Origin of the sequence: Candidatus Pelagibacter sp. HIMB1517 (genome assembly GCF_052047895.1) — a bacterium.
In the GTDB taxonomy this organism is placed as follows: Bacteria; Pseudomonadota; Alphaproteobacteria; order Pelagibacterales; family Pelagibacteraceae; genus HIMB114.
On record NZ_JBNAIW010000001.1, the window covers coordinates 134,855 to 155,566 of the forward strand.

Annotated in this window: 25 protein-coding genes; 12 read left to right on the top strand and 13 right to left on the bottom strand. The window is 30.5% G+C overall.

Going from position 1 to position 20,712, the window contains the following annotated elements:
• The first annotated feature begins 7 nt into the window (after positions 1-7).
• Entirely contained in the window at positions 8-973 is a 966-nt protein-coding gene (locus ACTTAT_RS00815) for an MBL fold metallo-hydrolase (protein WP_440679150.1), read from the top strand.
• Between the two features lie 48 nt (positions 974-1,021).
• Here the strand turns inward: ACTTAT_RS00815 and aceA are convergent, their stop codons facing one another.
• The 3 genes from aceA to ACTTAT_RS00830 are packed head-to-tail and all read right to left on the bottom strand — an operon-like array spanning position 1,022 to position 2,674.
• The gene (gene aceA / locus ACTTAT_RS00820) at positions 1,022-2,305 is read right to left on the bottom strand and encodes an isocitrate lyase (protein ID WP_440679151.1); all 1,284 of its coding nucleotides are present in this window, start codon (positions 2,303-2,305) and stop codon (positions 1,022-1,024) included.
• Between the two features lie 28 nt (positions 2,306-2,333).
• Positions 2,334-2,504, bottom strand: a complete 171-nt coding sequence (locus ACTTAT_RS00825; RefSeq protein WP_440679152.1) for a hypothetical protein — start codon at positions 2,502-2,504, stop codon at positions 2,334-2,336.
• Between the two features lie 2 nt (positions 2,505-2,506).
• Positions 2,507-2,674, bottom strand: a complete 168-nt coding sequence (locus ACTTAT_RS00830) for a hypothetical protein (protein ID WP_440679153.1) — start codon at positions 2,672-2,674, stop codon at positions 2,507-2,509.
• 128 nt (positions 2,675-2,802) lie between these two features.
• Here ACTTAT_RS00830 and ACTTAT_RS00835 point away from each other — a divergent pair, with 128 nt between their 5' ends.
• Positions 2,803-4,218: a helix-turn-helix domain-containing protein gene (locus ACTTAT_RS00835; RefSeq protein WP_440679154.1), complete on the top strand. Its 1,416-nt coding sequence runs from the start codon at positions 2,803-2,805 to the stop codon at positions 4,216-4,218.
• Positions 4,211-4,882, top strand: coding sequence for a uracil-DNA glycosylase (locus ACTTAT_RS00840; RefSeq protein ID WP_440679155.1), 672 nt, complete (start codon positions 4,211-4,213; stop codon positions 4,880-4,882). Before ACTTAT_RS00835 ends, ACTTAT_RS00840 begins: the two co-directional genes overlap by 8 nt.
• Position 4,883: 1 nt before the next feature.
• Here the strand turns inward: ACTTAT_RS00840 and ACTTAT_RS00845 are convergent, their stop codons facing one another.
• From ACTTAT_RS00845 to ACTTAT_RS00855, 3 genes are read right to left on the bottom strand one after another with little or no spacing between them, the layout of a single operon-like run.
• On the bottom strand, positions 4,884-5,477 hold the full coding sequence (locus tag ACTTAT_RS00845; protein ID WP_440679156.1) for a superoxide dismutase: 594 nt from the start codon (positions 5,475-5,477) through the stop codon (positions 4,884-4,886).
• Between the two features lie 15 nt (positions 5,478-5,492).
• Positions 5,493-6,383 (bottom strand): fumarylacetoacetate hydrolase family protein, encoded by an 891-nt coding sequence (locus ACTTAT_RS00850; RefSeq protein WP_440679157.1) that lies wholly within the window; start codon positions 6,381-6,383, stop codon positions 5,493-5,495.
• Complete coding sequence (locus ACTTAT_RS00855) at positions 6,384-7,100, bottom strand: TVP38/TMEM64 family protein (protein ID WP_440679158.1); 717 nt, start codon at positions 7,098-7,100, stop codon at positions 6,384-6,386.
• Between the two features lie 74 nt (positions 7,101-7,174).
• On the opposite strand from ACTTAT_RS00855, the gene rpmH reads away from it, so the two are divergent.
• From rpmH to ACTTAT_RS00900, 9 genes are read left to right on the top strand one after another with little or no spacing between them, the layout of a single operon-like run.
• Positions 7,175-7,309 carry a 50S ribosomal protein L34 gene (gene rpmH / locus ACTTAT_RS00860; protein ID WP_440679159.1) on the top strand — a complete coding sequence of 45 codons (135 nt, stop codon included), beginning with the start codon at positions 7,175-7,177 and terminating at the stop codon, positions 7,307-7,309.
• A 3-nt stretch (positions 7,310-7,312) separates the two neighbouring features.
• Positions 7,313-7,666, top strand: a complete 354-nt coding sequence (gene rnpA / locus ACTTAT_RS00865; protein WP_440679160.1) for a ribonuclease P protein component — start codon at positions 7,313-7,315, stop codon at positions 7,664-7,666.
• A complete protein-coding gene (gene yidD, locus ACTTAT_RS00870; protein ID WP_440679161.1) occupies positions 7,666-7,923 on the top strand; it encodes a membrane protein insertion efficiency factor YidD in 258 nt (85 codons plus the stop codon). The genes rnpA and yidD overlap by 1 nt, the downstream gene beginning before the upstream one ends.
• Entirely contained in the window at positions 7,913-9,595 is a 1,683-nt protein-coding gene (gene yidC / locus ACTTAT_RS00875; protein ID WP_440679162.1) for a membrane protein insertase YidC, read from the top strand. Before yidD ends, yidC begins: the two co-directional genes overlap by 11 nt.
• Positions 9,595-10,455 carry an acetylglutamate kinase gene (gene argB, locus ACTTAT_RS00880; RefSeq protein WP_440679163.1) on the top strand — a complete coding sequence of 287 codons (861 nt, stop codon included), beginning with the start codon at positions 9,595-9,597 and terminating at the stop codon, positions 10,453-10,455. The genes yidC and argB overlap by 1 nt, the downstream gene beginning before the upstream one ends.
• A complete protein-coding gene (locus ACTTAT_RS00885; protein WP_440679164.1) occupies positions 10,452-11,123 on the top strand; it encodes a pyrimidine 5'-nucleotidase in 672 nt (223 codons plus the stop codon). Before argB ends, ACTTAT_RS00885 begins: the two co-directional genes overlap by 4 nt.
• On the top strand, positions 11,123-11,932 hold the full coding sequence (gene dapD / locus ACTTAT_RS00890; RefSeq protein WP_440679165.1) for a 2,3,4,5-tetrahydropyridine-2,6-dicarboxylate N-succinyltransferase: 810 nt from the start codon (positions 11,123-11,125) through the stop codon (positions 11,930-11,932). The genes ACTTAT_RS00885 and dapD overlap by 1 nt, the downstream gene beginning before the upstream one ends.
• Positions 11,933-11,935: 3 nt before the next feature.
• Positions 11,936-13,096 (top strand): succinyl-diaminopimelate desuccinylase, encoded by a 1,161-nt coding sequence (gene dapE, locus ACTTAT_RS00895; protein WP_440679166.1) that lies wholly within the window; start codon positions 11,936-11,938, stop codon positions 13,094-13,096.
• A complete protein-coding gene (locus ACTTAT_RS00900; RefSeq protein ID WP_440679167.1) occupies positions 13,093-14,016 on the top strand; it encodes a histone deacetylase family protein in 924 nt (307 codons plus the stop codon). Before dapE ends, ACTTAT_RS00900 begins: the two co-directional genes overlap by 4 nt.
• Here the strand turns inward: ACTTAT_RS00900 and ACTTAT_RS00905 are convergent.
• From ACTTAT_RS00905 to ACTTAT_RS00935, 7 genes are read right to left on the bottom strand one after another with little or no spacing between them, the layout of a single operon-like run.
• Complete coding sequence (locus tag ACTTAT_RS00905) at positions 14,013-15,947, bottom strand: acetoacetate--CoA ligase (RefSeq protein ID WP_440679168.1); 1,935 nt, start codon at positions 15,945-15,947, stop codon at positions 14,013-14,015. The two genes, ACTTAT_RS00900 and ACTTAT_RS00905, sit on opposite strands and share 4 nt — an antisense overlap.
• Position 15,948: 1 nt before the next feature.
• Positions 15,949-16,686, bottom strand: a complete 738-nt coding sequence (gene truA / locus ACTTAT_RS00910) for a tRNA pseudouridine(38-40) synthase TruA (protein WP_440679170.1) — start codon at positions 16,684-16,686, stop codon at positions 15,949-15,951.
• Positions 16,686-17,576 carry a methionyl-tRNA formyltransferase gene (gene fmt, locus ACTTAT_RS00915; RefSeq protein ID WP_440679171.1) on the bottom strand — a complete coding sequence of 297 codons (891 nt, stop codon included), beginning with the start codon at positions 17,574-17,576 and terminating at the stop codon, positions 16,686-16,688. The genes truA and fmt overlap by 1 nt, the downstream gene beginning before the upstream one ends.
• Before the next feature lie 13 nt (positions 17,577-17,589).
• Positions 17,590-18,105 (bottom strand): peptide deformylase, encoded by a 516-nt coding sequence (def, locus tag ACTTAT_RS00920; protein ID WP_440679172.1) that lies wholly within the window; start codon positions 18,103-18,105, stop codon positions 17,590-17,592.
• Positions 18,106-18,723 (bottom strand): recombination mediator RecR, encoded by a 618-nt coding sequence (recR, locus tag ACTTAT_RS00925; protein ID WP_440679173.1) that lies wholly within the window; start codon positions 18,721-18,723, stop codon positions 18,106-18,108.
• 2 nt (positions 18,724-18,725) lie between these two features.
• Positions 18,726-19,043 carry a YbaB/EbfC family nucleoid-associated protein gene (locus ACTTAT_RS00930; protein ID WP_440679174.1) on the bottom strand — a complete coding sequence of 106 codons (318 nt, stop codon included), beginning with the start codon at positions 19,041-19,043 and terminating at the stop codon, positions 18,726-18,728.
• Positions 19,044-20,705, bottom strand: a complete 1,662-nt coding sequence (locus ACTTAT_RS00935) for a DNA polymerase III subunit gamma/tau (protein ID WP_440679175.1) — start codon at positions 20,703-20,705, stop codon at positions 19,044-19,046.
• Positions 20,706-20,712: the final 7 nt, after the last annotated feature.

Consider the following 20,712-nt stretch of genomic DNA (forward strand, 5'->3'; position numbering starts at 1 on the left):
GCCAAATATGATAAATGGTAAATTTCAAAATCCACCTGGAAGCCCAAAAAGATCAGATAGTTCAAAGTGGTCTTATTGGACATATTTTAAAGAGACAAAAAAATTAAAAATTAATGTTCCAAAAGATCATATTATTGATGAAAACCTTGTATTACAGAATCTAAAAAAAAATGAAAATGATGACTATGTTGCTTGGATTGGACATGCAACTTTTTTAATTAAACTCGGGAAAAATATTATTATCACAGATCCAATCTTTTCTAAAAATGCTGGTCCATTATTTTTAGGTTCATATCGTTTTGCAAAACCAGCGATACCTTTAAATGTATTACCCAAAACTAATATATTGCTGCTTACACACAGTCATTATGATCATTTAGATACAAGAACACTTAGTAAATTTCCCTACAAAGATACTAATGTTGTGGTTCCTTTAAAACTAGATAAATTTTTTAAATCTAGAGGATTTAAAAATATAAAAGAATTAGACTGGTATCAAAGTATAAGTATAAATGATGAGGTTAATATAACTCTACTTCCAGCAGTTCACTGGAGCAAAAGAACTCCTTTTAATACAAATAAAACTTTATGGGGGAGCTTTTTAATTGAGTATAAAGGCAAAAAAATCTTATTTGCTTGTGATACTGGTATCGGTAACATTTATAATGAGATTGGTAACAAATACGGGCCAATAGATATTTTGTTCATAAACATTGGAGCGTACAATTTTAAACCTATGTTTGATAGATCTGTTTATCATACAACACCTGAGGAAGCGGTAGAAATTGGAAAAATGGTGAAAGCAAAAAAAATAATAGGTATGCACTGGGGTACTTTTGTTTTATCATTTGAAGATCCGTTTGAACCACCAGTCCGATTTAAAAATTCAGCTGAAAAATACGGTTATAAAAAAGAGGATGCTGTTATTTTTAAAATTGGAGAACTCAAAACAATTAGTGAAATCATAAAATAAAAAGGGCCCAATTAATTAATTGAGCCCTTTTAAACTTCTTGGAGAAATTTAAGATACCATTTTTAAGTCAGCTTTTTTGTCAAAGAATTGTTCATCCTCAGTTGACCCTTTAAGTGCTGTAGTAGAAGAAGTTCCTGCACTTAAAATATTTGCAATCTGATCAAAGTAAGATGCTCCAACTTCTCTTTGATGTTTGGCAGCTGTATAACCTAAAGACTCAGCTTCAAACTCTTGTTGCTGAATCTTTGAATAAGCAAACATACCATCTTTTTTATATTTTCTTGCAAGATCAAAAATCGCAAAGTTTTGAGTATGGAAACCAGCAAGAGTAATAAATTGGAATTTATAACCCATTTCCGCTATCTTATATTGAAAGTCCAACATTTCTTTATCTGATAAATATTTCTTCCAATTAAATGATGGAGAGCAATTGTATGCCAAAAGTTTTCCAGGAAACTTTTCATGAATTGCTTGAGCATATTCCTTTGCTTCTCCTAAATCTGGAGTTGCTGTTTCACACCAAATAGCATCACAATAAGGTGCATATGCTAAACCTCTTGAGATTGCTTGTTCTAAACCTGGTTTAACATAATGAAAACCTTCCGGAGATCTTTCTCCAGTTAAAAATGGTTTATCGTTTTCATCAACATCTGATGTTAAAAGTTTTGCAGCATTTGCATCTGTTCTAGCAAAAATACAAAGCGGTACATCCATAACATCTGCAGCAAGTCTTGCAGATTTTAAATTACGTACTGCATTTTGAGTTGGGATTAAAACTTTGCCACCCATATGTCCGCATTTTTTTTCTGAAGCTAACTGATCTTCAAAATGAACTCCGGCTGTTCCCGCTTTGATGAACTTTTTTGTTAATTCAAAAACGTTTAATGGACCACCAAAACCTGCTTCACCGTCTGCCACGATTGGCATTTTATAATCAACGGCATCTTTTGGATCTAATTTTCCTTCCATGATCTCCATTTGCTGAATTTGATCTGCTCTCATTAGTGCATTCATCATACCTTCAGCTAATTTTGGAGCGCTATCCATAGGATATAAGCTTTGATCTGGGTACATTTCACCAGCGCTATTTGCATCAGCTGCAACTTGCCAACCTGACAAATAAATCGCTTTTAAACCAGCTTTAGCATGTTGAACTGCGTGATTACCTGATAAACTTCCTAATGTATTTACATAGTCCTCTGAATTTAGAAGATTCCATAATTTTTTTGATAATTCTTTTGAGACTGAATATTCGACGTTAAACGTACCTCTTAATTTTTTTACATCTTCATCAGTATAATCCCTTTTTATTCCTTTAAATCTATTTTCCATTTAACGTTCCTTTCATTTTAATTGTTTTTTATGCTGTTTTTCTTGTTCCAAAGTTAAAAATTCTTTGGAATAATTTTTTAAAAAAAGTCACTTCCTTTTTATCCATTTCAATAATGCTTGATTGGTAATTAGTTTCATCGAAACAAGCGTCATCAAAGGCAACACAGTTACTCTCTATATTGTTTTTTTCTCTTCCCATGGCTAATTTACCCTCTGAGGTTTTGCAGTGTAATGTTCCAATCCTGATGATCCCCAGTCCTGGTTATCTTCATTAATGAATAAGCCTTGATCTTGTCCCGGCTCTCCTCCAGCTGCTTTTTTTATTTTTTGCTCGATTTCTTTGATGAAATCTTCACTTGATTTACTCATTTTTCCTCCCTTTGTTAATTTTACAATATTTACAAATATAAAATTAATCAATAAAAATGGCTAATTTCCTTGTAAATTGAGTAAATATATATTGACTAAATATTTTCAATTTGTAAATTTTGTAAATTATGAAAAATCAAATTGGATTTAAAATTAAAAACACAAGAAGAAAAGCGGGAATTTCACAAGCTGATCTATCTGAAAAATTAGGAATTTCATCAAGCTACTTAAACTTAATCGAATCTGGAAAAAGAAATGTAAATGTCGATTTACTTTTAAAAGTTTCAGATGTCTTAAATATTGAGCTCAAAGATTTATCAAAAAAAGAAGATGCAAATCTATATCACGATGCGCTTGATCTTTTAGGTGATAATATTTTTGAAGATTTAGATATTACTAATATTGAGGTTAAAGATCTTGCAAATAACAATCCCCTAATAGCTAAAGCATTAATCCGACTTGGTGATTTTTACAAAAAAGGGAATAAAGAAATTTATTCAAAAGTCGAAAGCATCTCAGAAGATAATATTACAAAATTTAAATCTAGTTTTCCAGGAGAGGCCGTGTCTGATTTTTTGCAAAAATATAATAATTATTTTCAGGAACTTGAAGACTACTCCTTAAAAGTTTTCAAATCAGTAAATTCAAAAAATAAAACTCGTCATGTCTTATTAATTGACTATTTAAAAAATAAACACAAAGTTGATGTTGAAGATATTGTTCCTTCCGAAAAAGATAACTTTGCAAAAAAATATGATGATAATAAAAAGAAGCTATACCTTTCAGATTACCTTACCTTAGAGACTAAAAAACTTTATGCAGCTTCACAAATTGTTCAATTGGAAGCTATGGATATTATAGAAAAACAACTCAATGACTTTGTATTCCAAAACGAAGAGTCAAAAAATTTAACTATAATTGCACTTGTAAATTATACTGCTGCTGCAATTTTAATGCCTTATGAGTTATTCTTTAATGAATGTAAGAAACATAGGTATGATTTAGAATTAATTCAACATACTTTTGCAACATCTTTTGAACAGGTTGCACACCGTGTGACTTGTCTACAAAATCCTAAAATGAAAGGTATTCCTTTTCATATGTTGAGAGCAGATATTGCTGGAAATATTTCTAAACGTTTATCTTTATCTGGTATTCAAATTCCGCGTTATGGTGGGGCTTGTCCGAGATGGAATATACACTCGGCATTTATAACTCCTGGAAAAATTCATGCAGCATTATCAAAAATGACAGACGGAGAAAAGTATGTGTGTATTGCAAGAACTGTTGAAAAAGGGATAGGCCGATATGGTGTACATCGAAGTATGGTGAGTATTGGGCTTGGTTGTGAAGCTAAATATGCCAAAGATTTTGTTTATTCCGATCAATTAAATTTAAAAGAAGATCAAGCTGCTATTCCTATTGGTGTTAATTGTAGAACATGTACTCGATTAGACTGCCAACAAAGAGCTTTTCCTCCAATAAATAAAAAGTTCAAAATTGATCTAAATAAACGAGGAATTTCAGTTTACGTCAATGAATAAACAATTTTCATCATTTATAAGAAAAGTTCATAAGTGCAAAAAATGTCCGCGCCTTGTACAATTTAGAAATAAGATTTCATCGGAAAAAAGAAAATCCTATCAAGATCAAACGTATTGGAACAAACCTGTTACAGGTTTTGGTGAACTAGGTGCTAAATTAATATTAATTGGTTTGGCTCCAGCTGCACATGGTGCAACACGAACCGGTCGTGTTTTTACGGGTGATAAATCGGCAGATTTTTTGTTTCAATGTTTGTTTAAATCCGGGTTAAGCAACCAACCAAATTCTGATCATATCAAAGATGGACTTAGGCTAAAAAATACTTTTATTACCTTGGCTTTAAGATGCGTACCTCCCCAAGATAAACCAAAGCCTATAGAGTTAAAAAATTGCTCTAGTTTTTTTAAAGAAGAATTAAATATGCTTAAAAATAAAAAAGTTATTATCGCACTTGGTAAAATTGCCTTTGATGCATGTGTAAGATTTTATAAAGAAAATTATAATGTCTCTGGTTCATTTAAATTTGCTCACGGTGCAAAATATAAAATCAATGATGTTTATTTAGTTGGTTGTTATCATCCCTCTCCTCGAAATGTGAATACGAAAAGAATAGATATACCAAAGATGGTATCCTTATTTAAGAAGGCTAAAAAATTAGGTTAAATTAATCTAAAAGAGAAGCGACGTGTTCCCAATTTACAAGATCATTAATGAATGCTTTTAAATAATCTGGTCTACGGTTTCTGTAATCAACATAATAAGAATGCTCCCAAACATCGCATCCTAGAATAGGTTTCATATTATCTACTAAAGGGTTCGAGGCATTTGCAGATTTAGTAACAACTAACTTACCGTTATCAATTGCTAACCATGCCCAACCTGAACCAAATTGAGTAACGCCAGCTTGAATAAAGTCTTCTTTAAATTTATCGACACTCCCAAAATCAGATACAATTCTTTTTTCTAATTCTGAAGGAATCGCTCCACCACCTTTTGGTTTCATACATTTCCAAAATAAAATGTGGTTCCAGTGCTGTCCCGCATTATTAAAAATTCCAGCCTTTGATGAATCTTTTGCAGTTTTTTTAATGATATCTTCTAATGATGCGTCAGCTAAATCTGTATCTTTAACTAAGTTGTTTAAATTTGTAACGTAAGTTTGGTGATGTTTTCCATGGTGTAAGTCTAATGTTTCTTGCGACATAACAGGTGCAAGAGCATCGTTTGCGTAATCTAATTTTGGTAATTCAAAAGCCATAGTCAGCTTATATGATTAAATAACTTCATTTTCAAGTGTTCCAATAGGCTCAATAGAAACTTTTACCTTATCGCCTGGTTTTAAAAACTTTGGTGGATCAAAACCAATACCAACTCCAGCTGGCGTTCCAGTTGCAATAATATCTCCTTCTACTAATGTCATAGATTTGGTTAACGTTTCTATTAAAACAGGAATGGTAAAAACCATATCTTTTACAATTCCAACTTGTCTTTCTTCTTCATTTACAAAAGTTTGTAATTTTACTTCATCAATATTATTGTTGATTTCATCTTTAGTAATAACCGCTGGCCCCATTGGACAGTAAGTGTCTGGACTTTTTCCAATAAACCATTGTTTGTGATTATTCTGCAACTCTCTTGATGTTACATCATTAATAATTGTATAACCAAAAATAATATCAAACGCATTTGCCTTACTTATATTTTTTGCTCTTTTTCCAATAATAACTCCAAGCTCACCTTCATAATCTGTCGTTTTAGTTTCATCATTTTTAGTTTCAATTTTATCATTTGGTCCGATTACTGAGGTCGTGGCTTTATTAAAAATAATTGGTTTTGTTGGAACGGCTTGTTTTCCTTGCAATGTATTAAAGGATGACCTTTGAACTTCTTTTGCATGTTCAACATAATTTTTACCAACACATATAATATCTCTAACTGGTACTGGAATAGGTGCTAAAATTCTTACCTCATTAACTTTATAATGAATGTTACTAGGAGAGTTTAATGTTTTTATTTTTGACTCTAGAGATGAGAAATTTTTAATAATATCATTTAAATTATTTGGAATAGTGCTGTCTAAATGGTTTAAATCTATGATACCCTGGCCTAATAATTCTAAACCAACTTTAATATCTTTATCTTTTTTAAAACTAATAAATCTCATCTAAGTTCCTTTGTTAAAATATTTTTTTTTCACAAAATTTGCAATTAAAGACATCATTGCCAATGCTAGTAAAGGGAAAAATATTTCAGGTGAAAATAATAAATTAAGGTTTAAACCTTTATCACTTTCAAATGCATTACTTAAACCACTAAAAATACTAACAGAAATAATAATAGGTGCAGCCTCACCAAATAGAGTAGCTAGAAAAAAATTTTTTAACTTCATGTTAAATAATACTGGAAGTAAATTTTTTATTGGAAATGGTATACCGGGTATTACTCTTAAACTAAAAAAATAGCTTAATTCATTCTTATTTACGTTTTGTTTAATACTTGCATATTTTGTACCTAAATATTTTTCTACCAAATCTTTAAAATAATGATTTGCAAAAAGGTAAAGCAAAGTTGCGCCTATAGTGAACGAAAAAATTGATAATATTGATCCAAGAATTGTTCCAAAAGCGAAACCAGCAAAAATAACTAGAGGAGTTCCAAAACCCATTAAAAAAACCCAAATAATTGAAAAGAAAAAATATACCGAGCTTATGAGAAATAAATTTTGGTCTCTTAACTCAAAAATATAATTTTTATTTTCTACTAGGTATGACGGACTTAAAAAAGTATTTGCTCCAAAATAAAAAAAGGCAATGACAACTAAACTCACAATGCCCAAATATGCTAAACCAAGGAAAATTTTAATTTTTGATAGTCTATTCATTAGTAATATTGCCGATAATTTTTACTGTACATCCAAATAAGAATTTCTTATAATAGCCAAAATTTATTATAGCAATGAAAAGAACTTATCAACCAAGTAAAAAAGTTAGAGCCAGAAGACACGGATTCAGATCTAGAATGGCAACTAAGAACGGCAGAAAATTAATAGCTAGAAGAAGAGCTAAAGGTAGAAAAAGAATTTCAGCATAACAAATGCCGAGCACAATAGTCTTCCACAGTTTAAGCGGAAGCAAAGAATTTAAAGAAGTTCTCTCTGGAAAAAAAGTCAACTCAAATCTCTTTACAATTTTTTATAAAAATAAAAATAACACTGATCAAGACAAAGAAATTTTATTAAGCTGTGTTGCTGCAAAAAAACTTGGCAATGCTGTTAAAAGAAATCGAATGCGTAGAAGATTAAAAATGGCAACACGTAAGGCTATTATTGAAATTAAAAATAATTTTAAAAAAAAATTCAAATATGCAATTTTTGCTAAACCAAAAATCTATGATGAAAATTTTCAAAATATTGTTAATGAGCTCACGAGTAAACTGAGGTCTATCTAATGAAATTAATCGAACATTTAATATCAGGTTTACTAATTGTTATTATAAAAACTTATAAATATTTGATTTCCCCTCTTCTAGGACCGAATTGTAGGTTTTTGCCAACATGTTCTGATTATTTTATAGAGTCGATTCAAAAAAAAGGTTTTTTAAATGGGTGTTATTCAGGTATGAAAAGGATCTTAAAATGTCATCCAATTAAATTTTTGGGTGGTAATTCTGGATTTGATCCAGTGGAGAAAAAAAATGGAAAATAAAAATGTTCTTGCAGCCGTAGTCCTTTCGACATTTGTTATAATGATGTGGCAGTTTTGGTACGGTGAACCTGTGCCTCAAACACAAAATCAAGAACAAGTTCAGCAACAACAATTAAAAGGCGACAAACCATCAGCGCCTTCTATTTCACAAAAAAAAGTTGAAACAAAATTAACAAGATCAGATGCCATTAATCAAAGTGACAGAATAAAAATAGAAAATAGTGCTATTGTAGGCTCAATAGCTTTAACTGGTGCATTAATAGATGATGTTACTTTAAAAAATTATAATCAAGATAATACAGGTGATCAAACAAAAGTAATTTTACTTAATCCTAAAAAATATGACCAAGCATATTTTCTAGAGACAGGTTGGGCTACATCAGGAAATGAAATTGTGCCAGATAATCAAACTTTATGGATTGCAAAAGGAAATAAAACACTAACACCAAATACTCCTGTAGAATTAGAGTGGAATAATGGTCAGGGATTAACTTTTGTAAAAAAGTTTACAATTGATGATCAGTACCTCATTACAATTAATGAGGAGATAAAGAATAATTCAAACCAAACTGTAAATCTTTTTCATTATGCTCAAATTACAAGACAAGAAAAACCAGAAATCCAAGATTTTTTTATTCTACATGAAGGATTGCTTGGAATTGTTGATGAGACGTTAACTGAAGAGGATTATGATGATGTTGTTGAAAAAAAGAAAACATTTAATGGATCACAAGGATGGGTTGGTATTACAGATAAATACTGGTTAACAGCTGTAATTCCAGAAAAAGGAAAAAATTTTAAAGCAGAATTTTCTTACGATAAATCATTTAAGTCAAATTATATTGTTACTGATGCAACAACGGTTAATGTAAATCAAACTGCTTCAAATATTTCAAACCTATTTATTGGAGCAAAAGAAGTATCTGTCATTGATGGCTACGCTGAAAGTAAAGGGTTTCATAAATTTGATTTAGCAATTGATTGGGGTTGGTTTCACTTTTTCACAAAGCCACTATTTTTTATAATTGATTATTTATTTAAATGGTGTGGAAATTTTGGAATTGCAATTATTCTTTTAACAGCTGGTGTACGATTAATATTCTTCCCACTTGCAAATTACTCTTTTGCATCAATGGCAAAAATGAAAGCGTTACAGCCCGAGATGCAAAGGTTAAAAGATTTGTACAAAGAAGATAAGCAAAAAATTCAGATGGAAATGATGAATTTATACAAAAGAGAAAAGGTAAACCCTATCTCTGGTTGCTTGCCTGTGATGCTTCAAATCCCATTCTTTTTTGCAATTTATAAAATGTTATTTGTAACAATTGAAATGAGACATGCTCCTTTCTATGGTTGGATACAAGATTTATCTGCCGCAGATCCAACATCGATATTTAATTTATTTGGCTTGATACCTTGGGATCCTCCAGGATTTTTGATCATTGGTGCTTGGCCGATTATCATGGGTGTTACAATGTATATTCAACAAAAATTAAACCCTGCACCACCAGATCCTATTCAAGCAAAAATCTTTATGTTTTTTCCTTTTTTCCTAACAATCTTGTTAGCCTCTTTCCCATCTGGGCTAGTCATTTATTGGTCTGTCAATAACGTTTTAACAATGGCTCAGCAGTACGTTATTATTAGAAAAACAAAAGTTAAAACTGTTTGATGGATTTAAAAGATTTTTGGCCTCAAAAAGATGCTCCATTAATTGAAAAAGCACAACAATTTGTAGAGAAATACAAAGGTGAAAAAATTGTTTTAAAGTATGGTGGCCAAGTCATGGCTAGCGATCAATTAACAAAAGCTTTTGCTCAAGATGCAGCGATATGTAATTTAATTGGTATAAAAAATTTAGTTATTCATGGTGGTGGGCCTCAAATTAAAAAAAAACTAGAAGCGCAAAATATTCCAAGTAAATTTATTTTAGGCCTAAGGGTAACAGATGAAAATGTAATTAAAATTGTTGAAGATGTCTTGCTTAATGAAATAAATCCTGATCTAGTTAATACAATTAATTCGTTCAAAGCTAATGCTGAAGCAGTTACAGCAAGAAATACAAACAGTATTTTAAAAGTAAAAAAAGCTAAAAACCCGGAGCTAGGCTTTGTTGCAGATCCTGAAGAGATCGATATTGATAAGTTAAATCATATTCTTAATGATAACAAAGTACCAGTAATTGCACCGATGGGCCTTGGCGAAAATGATCAAGTTTATAATATTAATGCTGATACTGCAGCTGGAACTATTGCAATAAAAGTTAAGGCTAAGAGATTACTTTTAATGACTGATGTTCCTGGCGTTAAAGATAAAAATGGTGACTATATTTCAAAATTAACTGTGGCGGAAGCACAGGCATTAATTGATAATGAAACAATTACAGGTGGAATGATACCGAAAATCCAAACCTGTATCTCAGCGATTAATAATGGTGTAGGCGGTGTTGTAATAATAGATGGAACTAAACCACATGCGGTACTTCATGAGTTGTTTACAGATGAAGGCGCTGGTACATTAATTGTAAAATGAAAGATTTAGCAACAGTTAAACATTGGATCTTTGACTTAGATAATACACTGTATTCCGCTACTACGAATGTTTTTGGTAAAATTGATAAAAAAATGTGTGAATTTATCATGGAAAATTTAGATGTCACAAAACAAGAAGCTGTAAAAATAAAAAATGATTATTTTCATAAGCATGGAACAACTTTGAATGGTTTAATGAAAAAGCATGATATAGATGCACATCATTTCTTAGAATTTGTTCACGATATTGACTATGATTTTTTAAAAAAAGACCCAGATCTTAATGAGCAAATTCAAAATTTACCAGGCGAGAAAATAATATTTACTAACGGTTCAAGAAAACATGCAGAACGTGTAATCGAAAGATTAGGCGTTGAAAAAAACTTTCAAAAAATATTTGATATTGCAGATTGCGATTTTATTCCAAAACCGGAAGTTGAACCTTATGAAAAATTAGTCAAAACTTTTAATATCCAATGTGAACAAAGTATCTTTATCGAAGATATCGCAAAAAATTTAGAGCCTGCACATAAAATGGGTATGAAAACAGCCTGGATTGAAAATGACGATCCTTACTGTAAGAAAGGATTTGATGGAAATCACGTACATTATACGGTAAAAAATCTTACAGAATTTTTAAAAGAAACTAACAAAATTATAGGCAAATAATGGAAAAAATTATTAATGACGCTTGGGAAAACCGAGCTAAAATTGACGGCAATTCAGAGAAATCAATATTAGATGCAATAACTACAACCATAGAAAAAGTAGATAAGGGAGAAATCAGAGTTGCGGAAAAAAAAGGTGATGAGTGGGTTGTGCATCAATGGATTAAAAAAGCAATTTTATTAAGCTTTAAAACAAATGAAATGCAAACTCTTGCTGGCCCATATGCAACATGGTGGGATAAAGTCAAAGGTAAAACTGCTGGTTGGGGACGTGCAGAGTTTAAAGAAGCAAATTTTAGAATGGTTCCGAATGGAGTAGTAAGACATGGTTCTTACATTGCTAAGAACGTAGTGCTAATGCCTTCTTTTGTAAATGTAGGAGCATATGTAGATGAAGGAACTATGATTGATACATGGGCATCAGTAGGATCATGTGCGCAGGTTGGAAAAAATTGCCATGTTTCAGGTGGTGCCGGAATTGGTGGAGTTTTAGAACCTATGCAAGCTAATCCAACAATCATTGAAGATAACTGTTTTATTGGAGCAAGATCAGAAATTGTTGAAGGTGTTATAGTTGGAGAAGGATCAGTAATTTCTATGGGTGTTTTTATAGGTCAATCTACAAAAATTATAAATAGAGAAACTGGGGAAACTATTTATGGAAAAATTCCTCCTTACTCAGTTGTCGTGCCTGGATCTCTTCCTGATAAAAGTGGAAAAGGACCTAGTTTATACTGTGCTGTAATTGTTAAGACAGTTGATGAAAAAACTAGAAGTAAAACTTCTATAAACGATTTACTAAGAGATTAATTGATGAGTAAGCTAATTGATGAAATTAGATTTACTCAAGAGCTAATTAAAAAACCAAGCGTTACTCCAAAAGATTTAGGGGCAATGAATGTTGTTGTAAAACATCTAAAAAAACTTGGGTTTAAATGTAAATTAATGTCATTCCAAGAAAAAGGAACAGACAAAATAATTAATCTTTACGCAAAATACGGAAACCAATCGCCCAACTTATGTTTTGCCGGTCATACAGATGTTGTGCCAGCTGGAGATGTTTCTTCATGGTCTACTAATCCTTTTGGAGCCAAAATAAAAAAAGGCTACCTTTATGGAAGAGGTGTAAGTGATATGAAAGGTGGCATTGGATGTTTTATAGCTGCGGTTAGTCAATTTTTAAAAGAAAATAAAAATTTTAAAGGTTCTATAAGTTTTTTGATCACGGGTGATGAAGAAAGTGTTGCTATTAATGGAACAAAAAAAGTTGTTGAATATTTAAAAAAGAAAAAAGAAAAAATTGATTTTTGCATTGTTGGGGAACCATCTAATAGAAGTAAATTAGGTCAAATGATGAAAATTGGAAGACGAGGAAGTATTACAACTCATTTAACTGTTATTGGAAAACAAGGGCACATTGCTTATCCTCTGGAAGCTTTAAATCCTGCAACTCCTATAATTAAAATTTTGGATGAATTAAAATCTAAACCTTTAGATAAAGGAAACAAAAACTTTCAACCTTCAAATCTAGAAATCACAAAAATTAGCATTGATAATTCAGCTGACAATGTCATTCCCGCAAAAGCAAGTGCTACATTCAACATAAGATATAATACACTTCATACCTTTAGTTCTTTAAAAAAATACATTTCAAAAATTATAAAAAAATATGAAAAAAAATATAAATGCAAAACTCAAACTCAATTTCAAGGAACTGGTACGGCATTTTTAACTAAACCTAATCAGACAGTAAAAGAAATTCAAAGTATTATAAAAAAAGAAACAAAACAAAATACAGTGCTATCTACTATTGGAGGAACATCTGATGCTAGATTTATTAAAGACATAGCACCTTGCATTGAATTTGGTTTGGTTGGTAATACTATGCATCAAGTAGATGAAAGGTCATCTATTAAAGATATGAAAAAATTAAAATCTATATATCTTAAAATTATTAAAAGTTTTTTTAATTGAAAACTTCGGTCATTACATCACTAACATATCAAAATCATAATACAGGACCAGGTCATCCTGAGAGAGTCGATCGAGTCAAAGTGGTTAATGAAGAACTAAAAAAACTTGATGAAAAAATTAAATGGTTTGAACCAAAATTATTTGATCATACTATAATTGAAAAAGTTCATAATAAAAAATATTTAGAAAAAATTTCTATTTCATTTCCAAAAAGTGGAATTCAATTTTTAGATGGAGATACAATAGTATCGCCAGGATCTAAAGAAGCTGCCTTAGATGCTGTGGGTTCAATAATTCTAGGTATTGATCAAGTCGTTAATAAAGAATTTAAAAATACATTTTGCTCAGTAAGACCTCCGGGACATCATGCTGAAAGTGATAAAGCGATGGGATTTTGTATATATAATAATGTTGCTATTGGAGCTGCTTACTTACTACATCATTATCAATATAAAAAAGTTGCGATTATTGATTATGATGTTCACCATGGAAATGGAACGCAGGAAATTTTTTATAACAATCCTAACGTATTATATATTTCAACACACCAATATCCTTTTTATCCTGGAACAGGTTCTGTAAATGAGAAAGGTGCATCTAATAATATATTAAATATTCCTTTAGACCCTGGAACATCGAGTGATATATATTTTAATAGTTTTGAAAATGTTTTAAGAAAATTAAAAAACTTTAACCCTGAATTTATATTGTTATCTTCAGGTTTTGATGCTCATCAAAAAGATCCATTGGCACAAGTAAATCTAAAGTCTAAGGACTTTTATGAAATTACCAAAAGAATTATGAATGTTGCCGATAATATTTGTGATGGCAGAATAGTTTCAATCTTGGAAGGTGGTTATGATCTTGATGCACTTAAAGAAAGTGCCTATGAACATGTTAAAGCTTTGATTGAAAATTAAATTTTTAAGTTTTTAAAAAACTCTAATGCTTCTGGATTTGCAAGAGCTTCTATATTATTAATTTTTTGTTTATTTAAAATTTTTCTAACCGCAATTTCTACAATTTTTCCACTTTTGGTTCTTGGAATATCTGGGCAACTTTTAATAATTGAAGGAACATGTCTTGGCGAACAATTTTTTCTGATTTTAGATTTAATATTCTTAATTAATTCATCATTTAAAACCATTTCCTCTTTAAGCTTAACAAAGAGTACGATCCTTACATCATCATTATGGTTTTGTCCGATAACTAAAGCTTCTAAAATTTCTTCAAAACTTTCGACCTGTCTATAAATTTCGGCAGTTCCAATCCTAACTCCTCCAGGCTTTAATGTGGAATCTGATCTTCCATAAATTATATATCCCTGATTTTTAGTTTTTTGAATATAGTCAGCGTGATGCCAAATATTATTATATTTTTCAAAATATGCAGATTTGATTTTTGTCTCATCAAAATCATTCCAAAACTTTACAGGCATTGAAGGAAAAGGTTTTTTGACAACCAATTCTCCTTTTTCATCACTTAAAATTCTATTTCCATCATCATCTAGAATATCAATTTCAATCCCCAAACTTGGACTTTGAATTTCTCCTGCATAAACAGATTGCAAGACATTTCCAATTACTAAACATCCAACAACATCTGTTCCTCCGCTAATAGATGATAAATGAACATCTTCTTTAATATTTTTGTAAACATATTCAAAACTTTCGCTAACCAAAGGTGATCCTGTAGATGTAATAGTTTTTAGGTTACTTAAATCGTATTTCAAACCAACAAATTTTTCGTTCTTTAGATGATCGATATATTTTGCACCAACACCAAATAATGTGAATTTATTTTTTTCACAATATTTAATCAAAACATCAAGGGAGGGATAAAAAGGTGAACCATCATATAAATATATTGATGCCCCACATGATAAAGCTGCAACTTGCCAATTCCACATCATCCATCCAGTGGTTGTGAAATAAAAAATTTTATCGTTTTCTTTTACATCGCAATGAATCGATAGTTCCTTTTTTTGTTCAATTAAAGCATTGCCAGCGCCATGTACGATACACTTTGGAATCCCTGTAGTCCCGCTAGAATATAAAATGTAAATAGGGTGATTAAATTCAAATCTTTCAAAATTACTGTTCTCATCGGATCTTTTTAAAATTTCATCAAATTTATCATAATCATGTTTTGTAGAGTCTGACTTGTTGTAACTAAAAACTATAACTTTTTTTATTGAGGGTATTTGTTTTAAAATGTCTGGAATCCTATTGAGGACATCAATTTTTTTCCCATTATAAAAATAATAATCACAAGTAAAAAGAACTTTTGGCTCTATTTGTTTAAAGCGATCTACTACACCTTGAATGCCGAAATCTGGTGAACAGCTTGACCATATACATCCATTTTTAGCAGCTGCTAAAAAGCTTATTACTGTTTCAATAACATTGGGCACATATGCTGCAACACGATCATTTTTAACTAATCCAATTTTATTTAAAAAAGATGAAATTTTAAAAACTTTTTCACGAAGCTCTTTCCAAGTAACAGACTCATTTAGACCATTTTCTTTTAATGAATGAATTGCAATATCATTATTATTTTTAATTAATAAGTTTTCTGCAAAATTTATTTTAGAGTCAGAAAAAAATTTATTTTTGTAAAAAACTTTATCACTATCTATTATTTGATTACCTTTTTTTCCAATAATATTTGCATAATCCCAATACTCGCTCCAAAAATTAGAAGGATTTTTAATTGACCAATCATGTAATTTTAAAAAGTCATCACTAAAATCAATTTTATATTTCTGAGAAATTTTATCAGCAAAATTTTTTATATTGGAATTTTTCTTTCTAGTTTTATCTGCACTCCATAATAATTTATTTTCCATTTTAATATTCAACGTTCTCTAAATACAAACCACATGCAGGTGCAGGTGTTGCGCAATTATTTCTATTTTTTGATTTTAAAGCTTCATCAAGATCTTTCAATGACCATTTTTTTTCTCCAACAAATTTAATGGCACCAACCATAGACCTTACTTGATGCTGCAGAAATGATCTTGATTTAACTGTATAAATGATTTGATCATTATTTTTCTGTAATTCTGAATAAGTTATTTCTCTTATCGGAGATGTAGCTTCACAAGAAGAAGCTCTAAAGGTTGTAAAATCATGTGATCCAAGAAATGTTTGAGAAGCCTCCTGCATTAATTTAAAATCTAAATTTTTTGTTACATGCCAAACCTGATTTTCTAGAATTGCCGGCGAAGCTATACGGTTTAAGATTTTATATGTGTACGTTCTTAATTTTGCATCTCTACGGGACTCGAAATTATTATTTGTAAAATCTAAAGATAATATGCTTATATTTTTTTTTTTTAAAAAATGATTAAGTCCAAGTAATATTTTTTTACAATCAAGTTTATCCTCGTAATCAAAATGAAAAACTTGTCCTACGGCATGAACGCCCGCATCTGTTCTTCCTGAGCCAAAAATTTTTGTTTTATTTAATTGTATTTCTAAAAAAGATTTCTCTATTATTTGCTGAACTGTATTTCCATTGGGTTGTGACTGCCAACCCTCAAAATCTGTACCATTATATTCAACAACAGCTTTATAACGAGGCATCAACTAAATTTATAACCTTTAAGAAATTCTTTAATTTTTTGTTTATTTTTACCGGGTTTTTGGATTTCTAAAATTTCAATATATTTATCTTTGCAAGCAACAAAAAGACTTTCATCTACAATATGAATATGACCTGGTTTTTCCGCTATTTTATCTGATAACTTACATTCGAATATTTTTAATTTTTCATTATTATAATCAAAATATGACCCAGGGCTTGGAGCTAGCGCATGTATGCGAGCAACAACAGTTTCGGCTTCCATATTCCAAATAATTTTTTCATCTTCCTTTGTAATTTTTTTAGCGTATGTTTTTAAATTATGATTTTGTTCTTTAAATTCATATTTACCCTCATTTATAAGCTCAATAGCTTTTACAATTAAATCTGATCCGATTTCGGAGAGTTTATGCTCAACATCCCCATGCTTAGAGTAAATATTTATTGGAAGGCTTTGTTTTAGTAAAACTGGTCCACTATCAAGCTCTTTTTGAATTTTCATTATAGAAATCCCTGTAGATTTATCTTTATTCATTAATGATCGCTGTATAGGAGCTGCACCCCTCCAGCTTGGTAAAAGCGATGCATGAATATTAATAAACAAACATTCTTTTAAAAAATCATCTGGTATAATTTGTCCATAGGCAGCTACAACTACTAAACTAAATTTTTTTGATTTAAAAAATTCTAAATCATCATTTAATCGATTTGGCGTTCTGACGTCTAAATTTAATTGGTTTGATATTTCATGAACTGGGCTCGATAACTCCTTCATTCCCCTTTTAGATTTTCTTGGAGGTTGAGTAAATACAGTATCAACTTTAAAGACTTCATTAATTTTTTTAAGTGCAGGAACAGCAAAACTTGGTGTTCCCATAAATGCTATTTTCATAATATTTTGATTATTAAACTTGTTGTTCTTTTTTTGCTTTAATTAATTTTTTTATAATCATATCTTTTTTTAACTTTGATAAATAATCGATAAAAAGTACACCATCGCAATGATCCACTTCATGCTGAATACAAGTAGATAGGAGATCTTCAGCTTCAATCTCTTGTTGCTTGCCATCATAATCAAGATACTGAAGTTTGCATTTTGTAGGCCTAACTACTTCCGCAAAATATCCAGGGATAGATAAGCATCCTTCTTCCCTAGAGCTTAATTCATCAGACTTCCAAATAATTTTTGGATTTACAATAAATAATGGTTTTTTTGGCTCATCCTCTTTCGCAAGATCTATAACAATTACTTTCTTTAAAATTCCAACTTGAGGTGCTGCAAGCCCAATACCTGGTGCTTGATACATCGTCTCTAGCATATTATCCATCAACGCTCTAATATCATTATCAACTTTTGAAACTTCGTCAGACTTTTTTCTAAGAATTGGATCTGGCTCTTTTAGAATTTCTAACACTGACATTTATTTTTCTCCTATAGAATTTCTATATTTAAAAGCTGAAAATAATGTTCCATCATCTAAATATTCAATCTCACTTCCAACTGGTAAGCCATGTGCTAATTTAGTAATTTTAATGTTTAGATTTTTCAAACTATCATTAATATAATGTGCAGTAGTCTGACCCTCGATTGTTGCTGAAGTTGCAATAATTACTTCTTTAACATTATTTTTTTTTATCCTGTCTATAAGAGAGCCAATCAATAAAGACTCGGGATCTGAACCATTTAAGGCCGATAAAGTTCCGCCAAGAATATGATAATGACCCTTGTAAATATTCGTTGCCTCCATTGCCCACATGTCCGCTATATTTTCAACAATACAAAGCTGATCATAAGAATTATCGATATATTCACATTTACTAATCGTACAATTTGCATCTACAGATTTAATAGCGCCACAAATTTTACATCTTAAAATCTTTTCATGGGCAACACCCAGCGTATCCGCTAAAGGCTTCATTAAATTTTCTTTGTTCTTAAAAAGATGTAATGCAATTCTTCTTGCAGATTTTGGCCCTAAACCGGGAAGGCGTGATATTAGGCTAATTAAGTTATCTAATACAGGTTCAGTGAATTTCATCGTTACATCGGAAACTTAAATCCTGGTGGCATTTTAAATCCACCAGTAAGTTTGGACATTTCTTCTTGCGTCTTACCTTCAACTTCTTTTTTTGCATTATTAGTCGCGGCAACTATTAAATCTTCTAAAACACCCTTTTCTTCTTTTAAAATTTCATCACTAATATCAATTTTTATTACCTCAAAATGACCATTAATTTGTACTTTAATCGCTCCACCACCAGATACACCCTCTGCAATTACATTTTTTAGTCCATCTTTTGCTTCCATCATTTTTTGTTGCATTTCCTGCGCCTGCTTAAGCATTTTGCTAAAATCCATTTATATATCCTCTTCTTTCTTTCCTGCCTCTTTTACATTTGTTAATTCTGCATTAGGAAAAAGTTCCATAACTTTTTTATAAATTTCAGTTTTTTTGGCATCTTCAAATAGCATTTTTTTTACTTCATTTTTTTTTTCGTAAATTGTTTGATCTCCTTTACTTTTCGATAATGTAATAATCCATCTATTTCCAGTCCACTCTAATAATCGTGAAGTCAGGTTTTTTATAAAATTTTTTGATAATTTTTCATTGAATTCAATATCAATTTTTCCTTCAGAAAATTTTACAAGTCTTACATTTCTTTCAAGATCAAATTTAAGTTCAATTTCTTTATTTTTTTCTACTAATGAAATAAGTTCTTCAAAACTATTAATTTTTGAAGTCAAATTATTCTGATTTAAATTTTGCTTTGGACTTTCAATTTCTTGAGAAACATTTTTAATTTGTGTAGTTGATTGAAGATTAATTTTTTGATTTGAAGTTTTATTATGCTCAGTATTTATTTTAGATTCCTCTTTACTCTCATAAACTGATTGCGGATCAGGCATATTTTTTAAATGACACAATCTTGTTAAAAGCATTTGAAAAGCAATTGAAAGATTTGGATATAAGTTTAGATCTTCTAAACCTTTAATTAAGAAATGCCATAACATAGTAAGATAGGTCATGTCCAAATCTTTAACCATGGCGTTCAATCTTTCGGCATCAGACTCCGAAACGGATAAATCTTTTGAAATTTTTCCAAGAGTTTTTGTTCTTGTCATAAGATAACAAACATCTAGTAAGCTATGCAGTACTAATTTGGGATCAGCTCCAATATCAAAAATTTCCTCAACTGCATTAATTGATTTTTCGATATTGCCCTCAACAATGTAAGACATTAAATCTACAATTTTTGTATCATCAGCAAGACCTAACATGGTTCTAACTTTGTCTTCAGTAACCTTCTCGCCCATTAAATTATGAGTAATAATTGCTTGATCCAATATAGATAATGCGTCTCTAACTGATCCTTCAGAGGATTTAGATATTAAGGTTAAAGAATTTTCATCAACATCTGCTTCTTCTTTTTCACAGATTTTTTTAAGAAATGATTTCATTTCTTCAACTTTAATTCTTCTCAGATCAAATCTTTGACATCTTGACAAAATTGTAACCGGAATTTTTTTTACTTCAGTAGTTGCAAGAATAAATTTTAGGTGTAATGGTGGCTCTTCAAGAGTTTTTAGTAAGGCATTGAATGCTTGTTTTGAAAGCATGTGAACTTCGTCAATTATAAAAACTTTATACTCAGCAGTAGAAGGGTGATATTTTGAGGCTTCTAAAATTTCTCTTATATCATCAATACCAGTTTTGGATGCAGCATCCATTTCTAAAATATCGATATGGTTAGAGTTTGTAATAGACTCACAATGACAGAAATCTCCTTCACTGCATTTTTGATCTGAGGCAAAATCAACTTTGCAATTAATAGCTTTTGCTATAATTCTTGCAGTTGTAGTTTTTCCAGTTCCTCTAATACCAGTAAGTAAATATGCATTTGGGATTCTTTTTAATTTAATTGCATTTTGAATAGATATAACCATTGAATCTTGACCAATGAGTTCTTGAAACTTTTGAGGTCTATACCTTAACGCAAGTGGTTTTCTGTTATTATCCATAATTAAA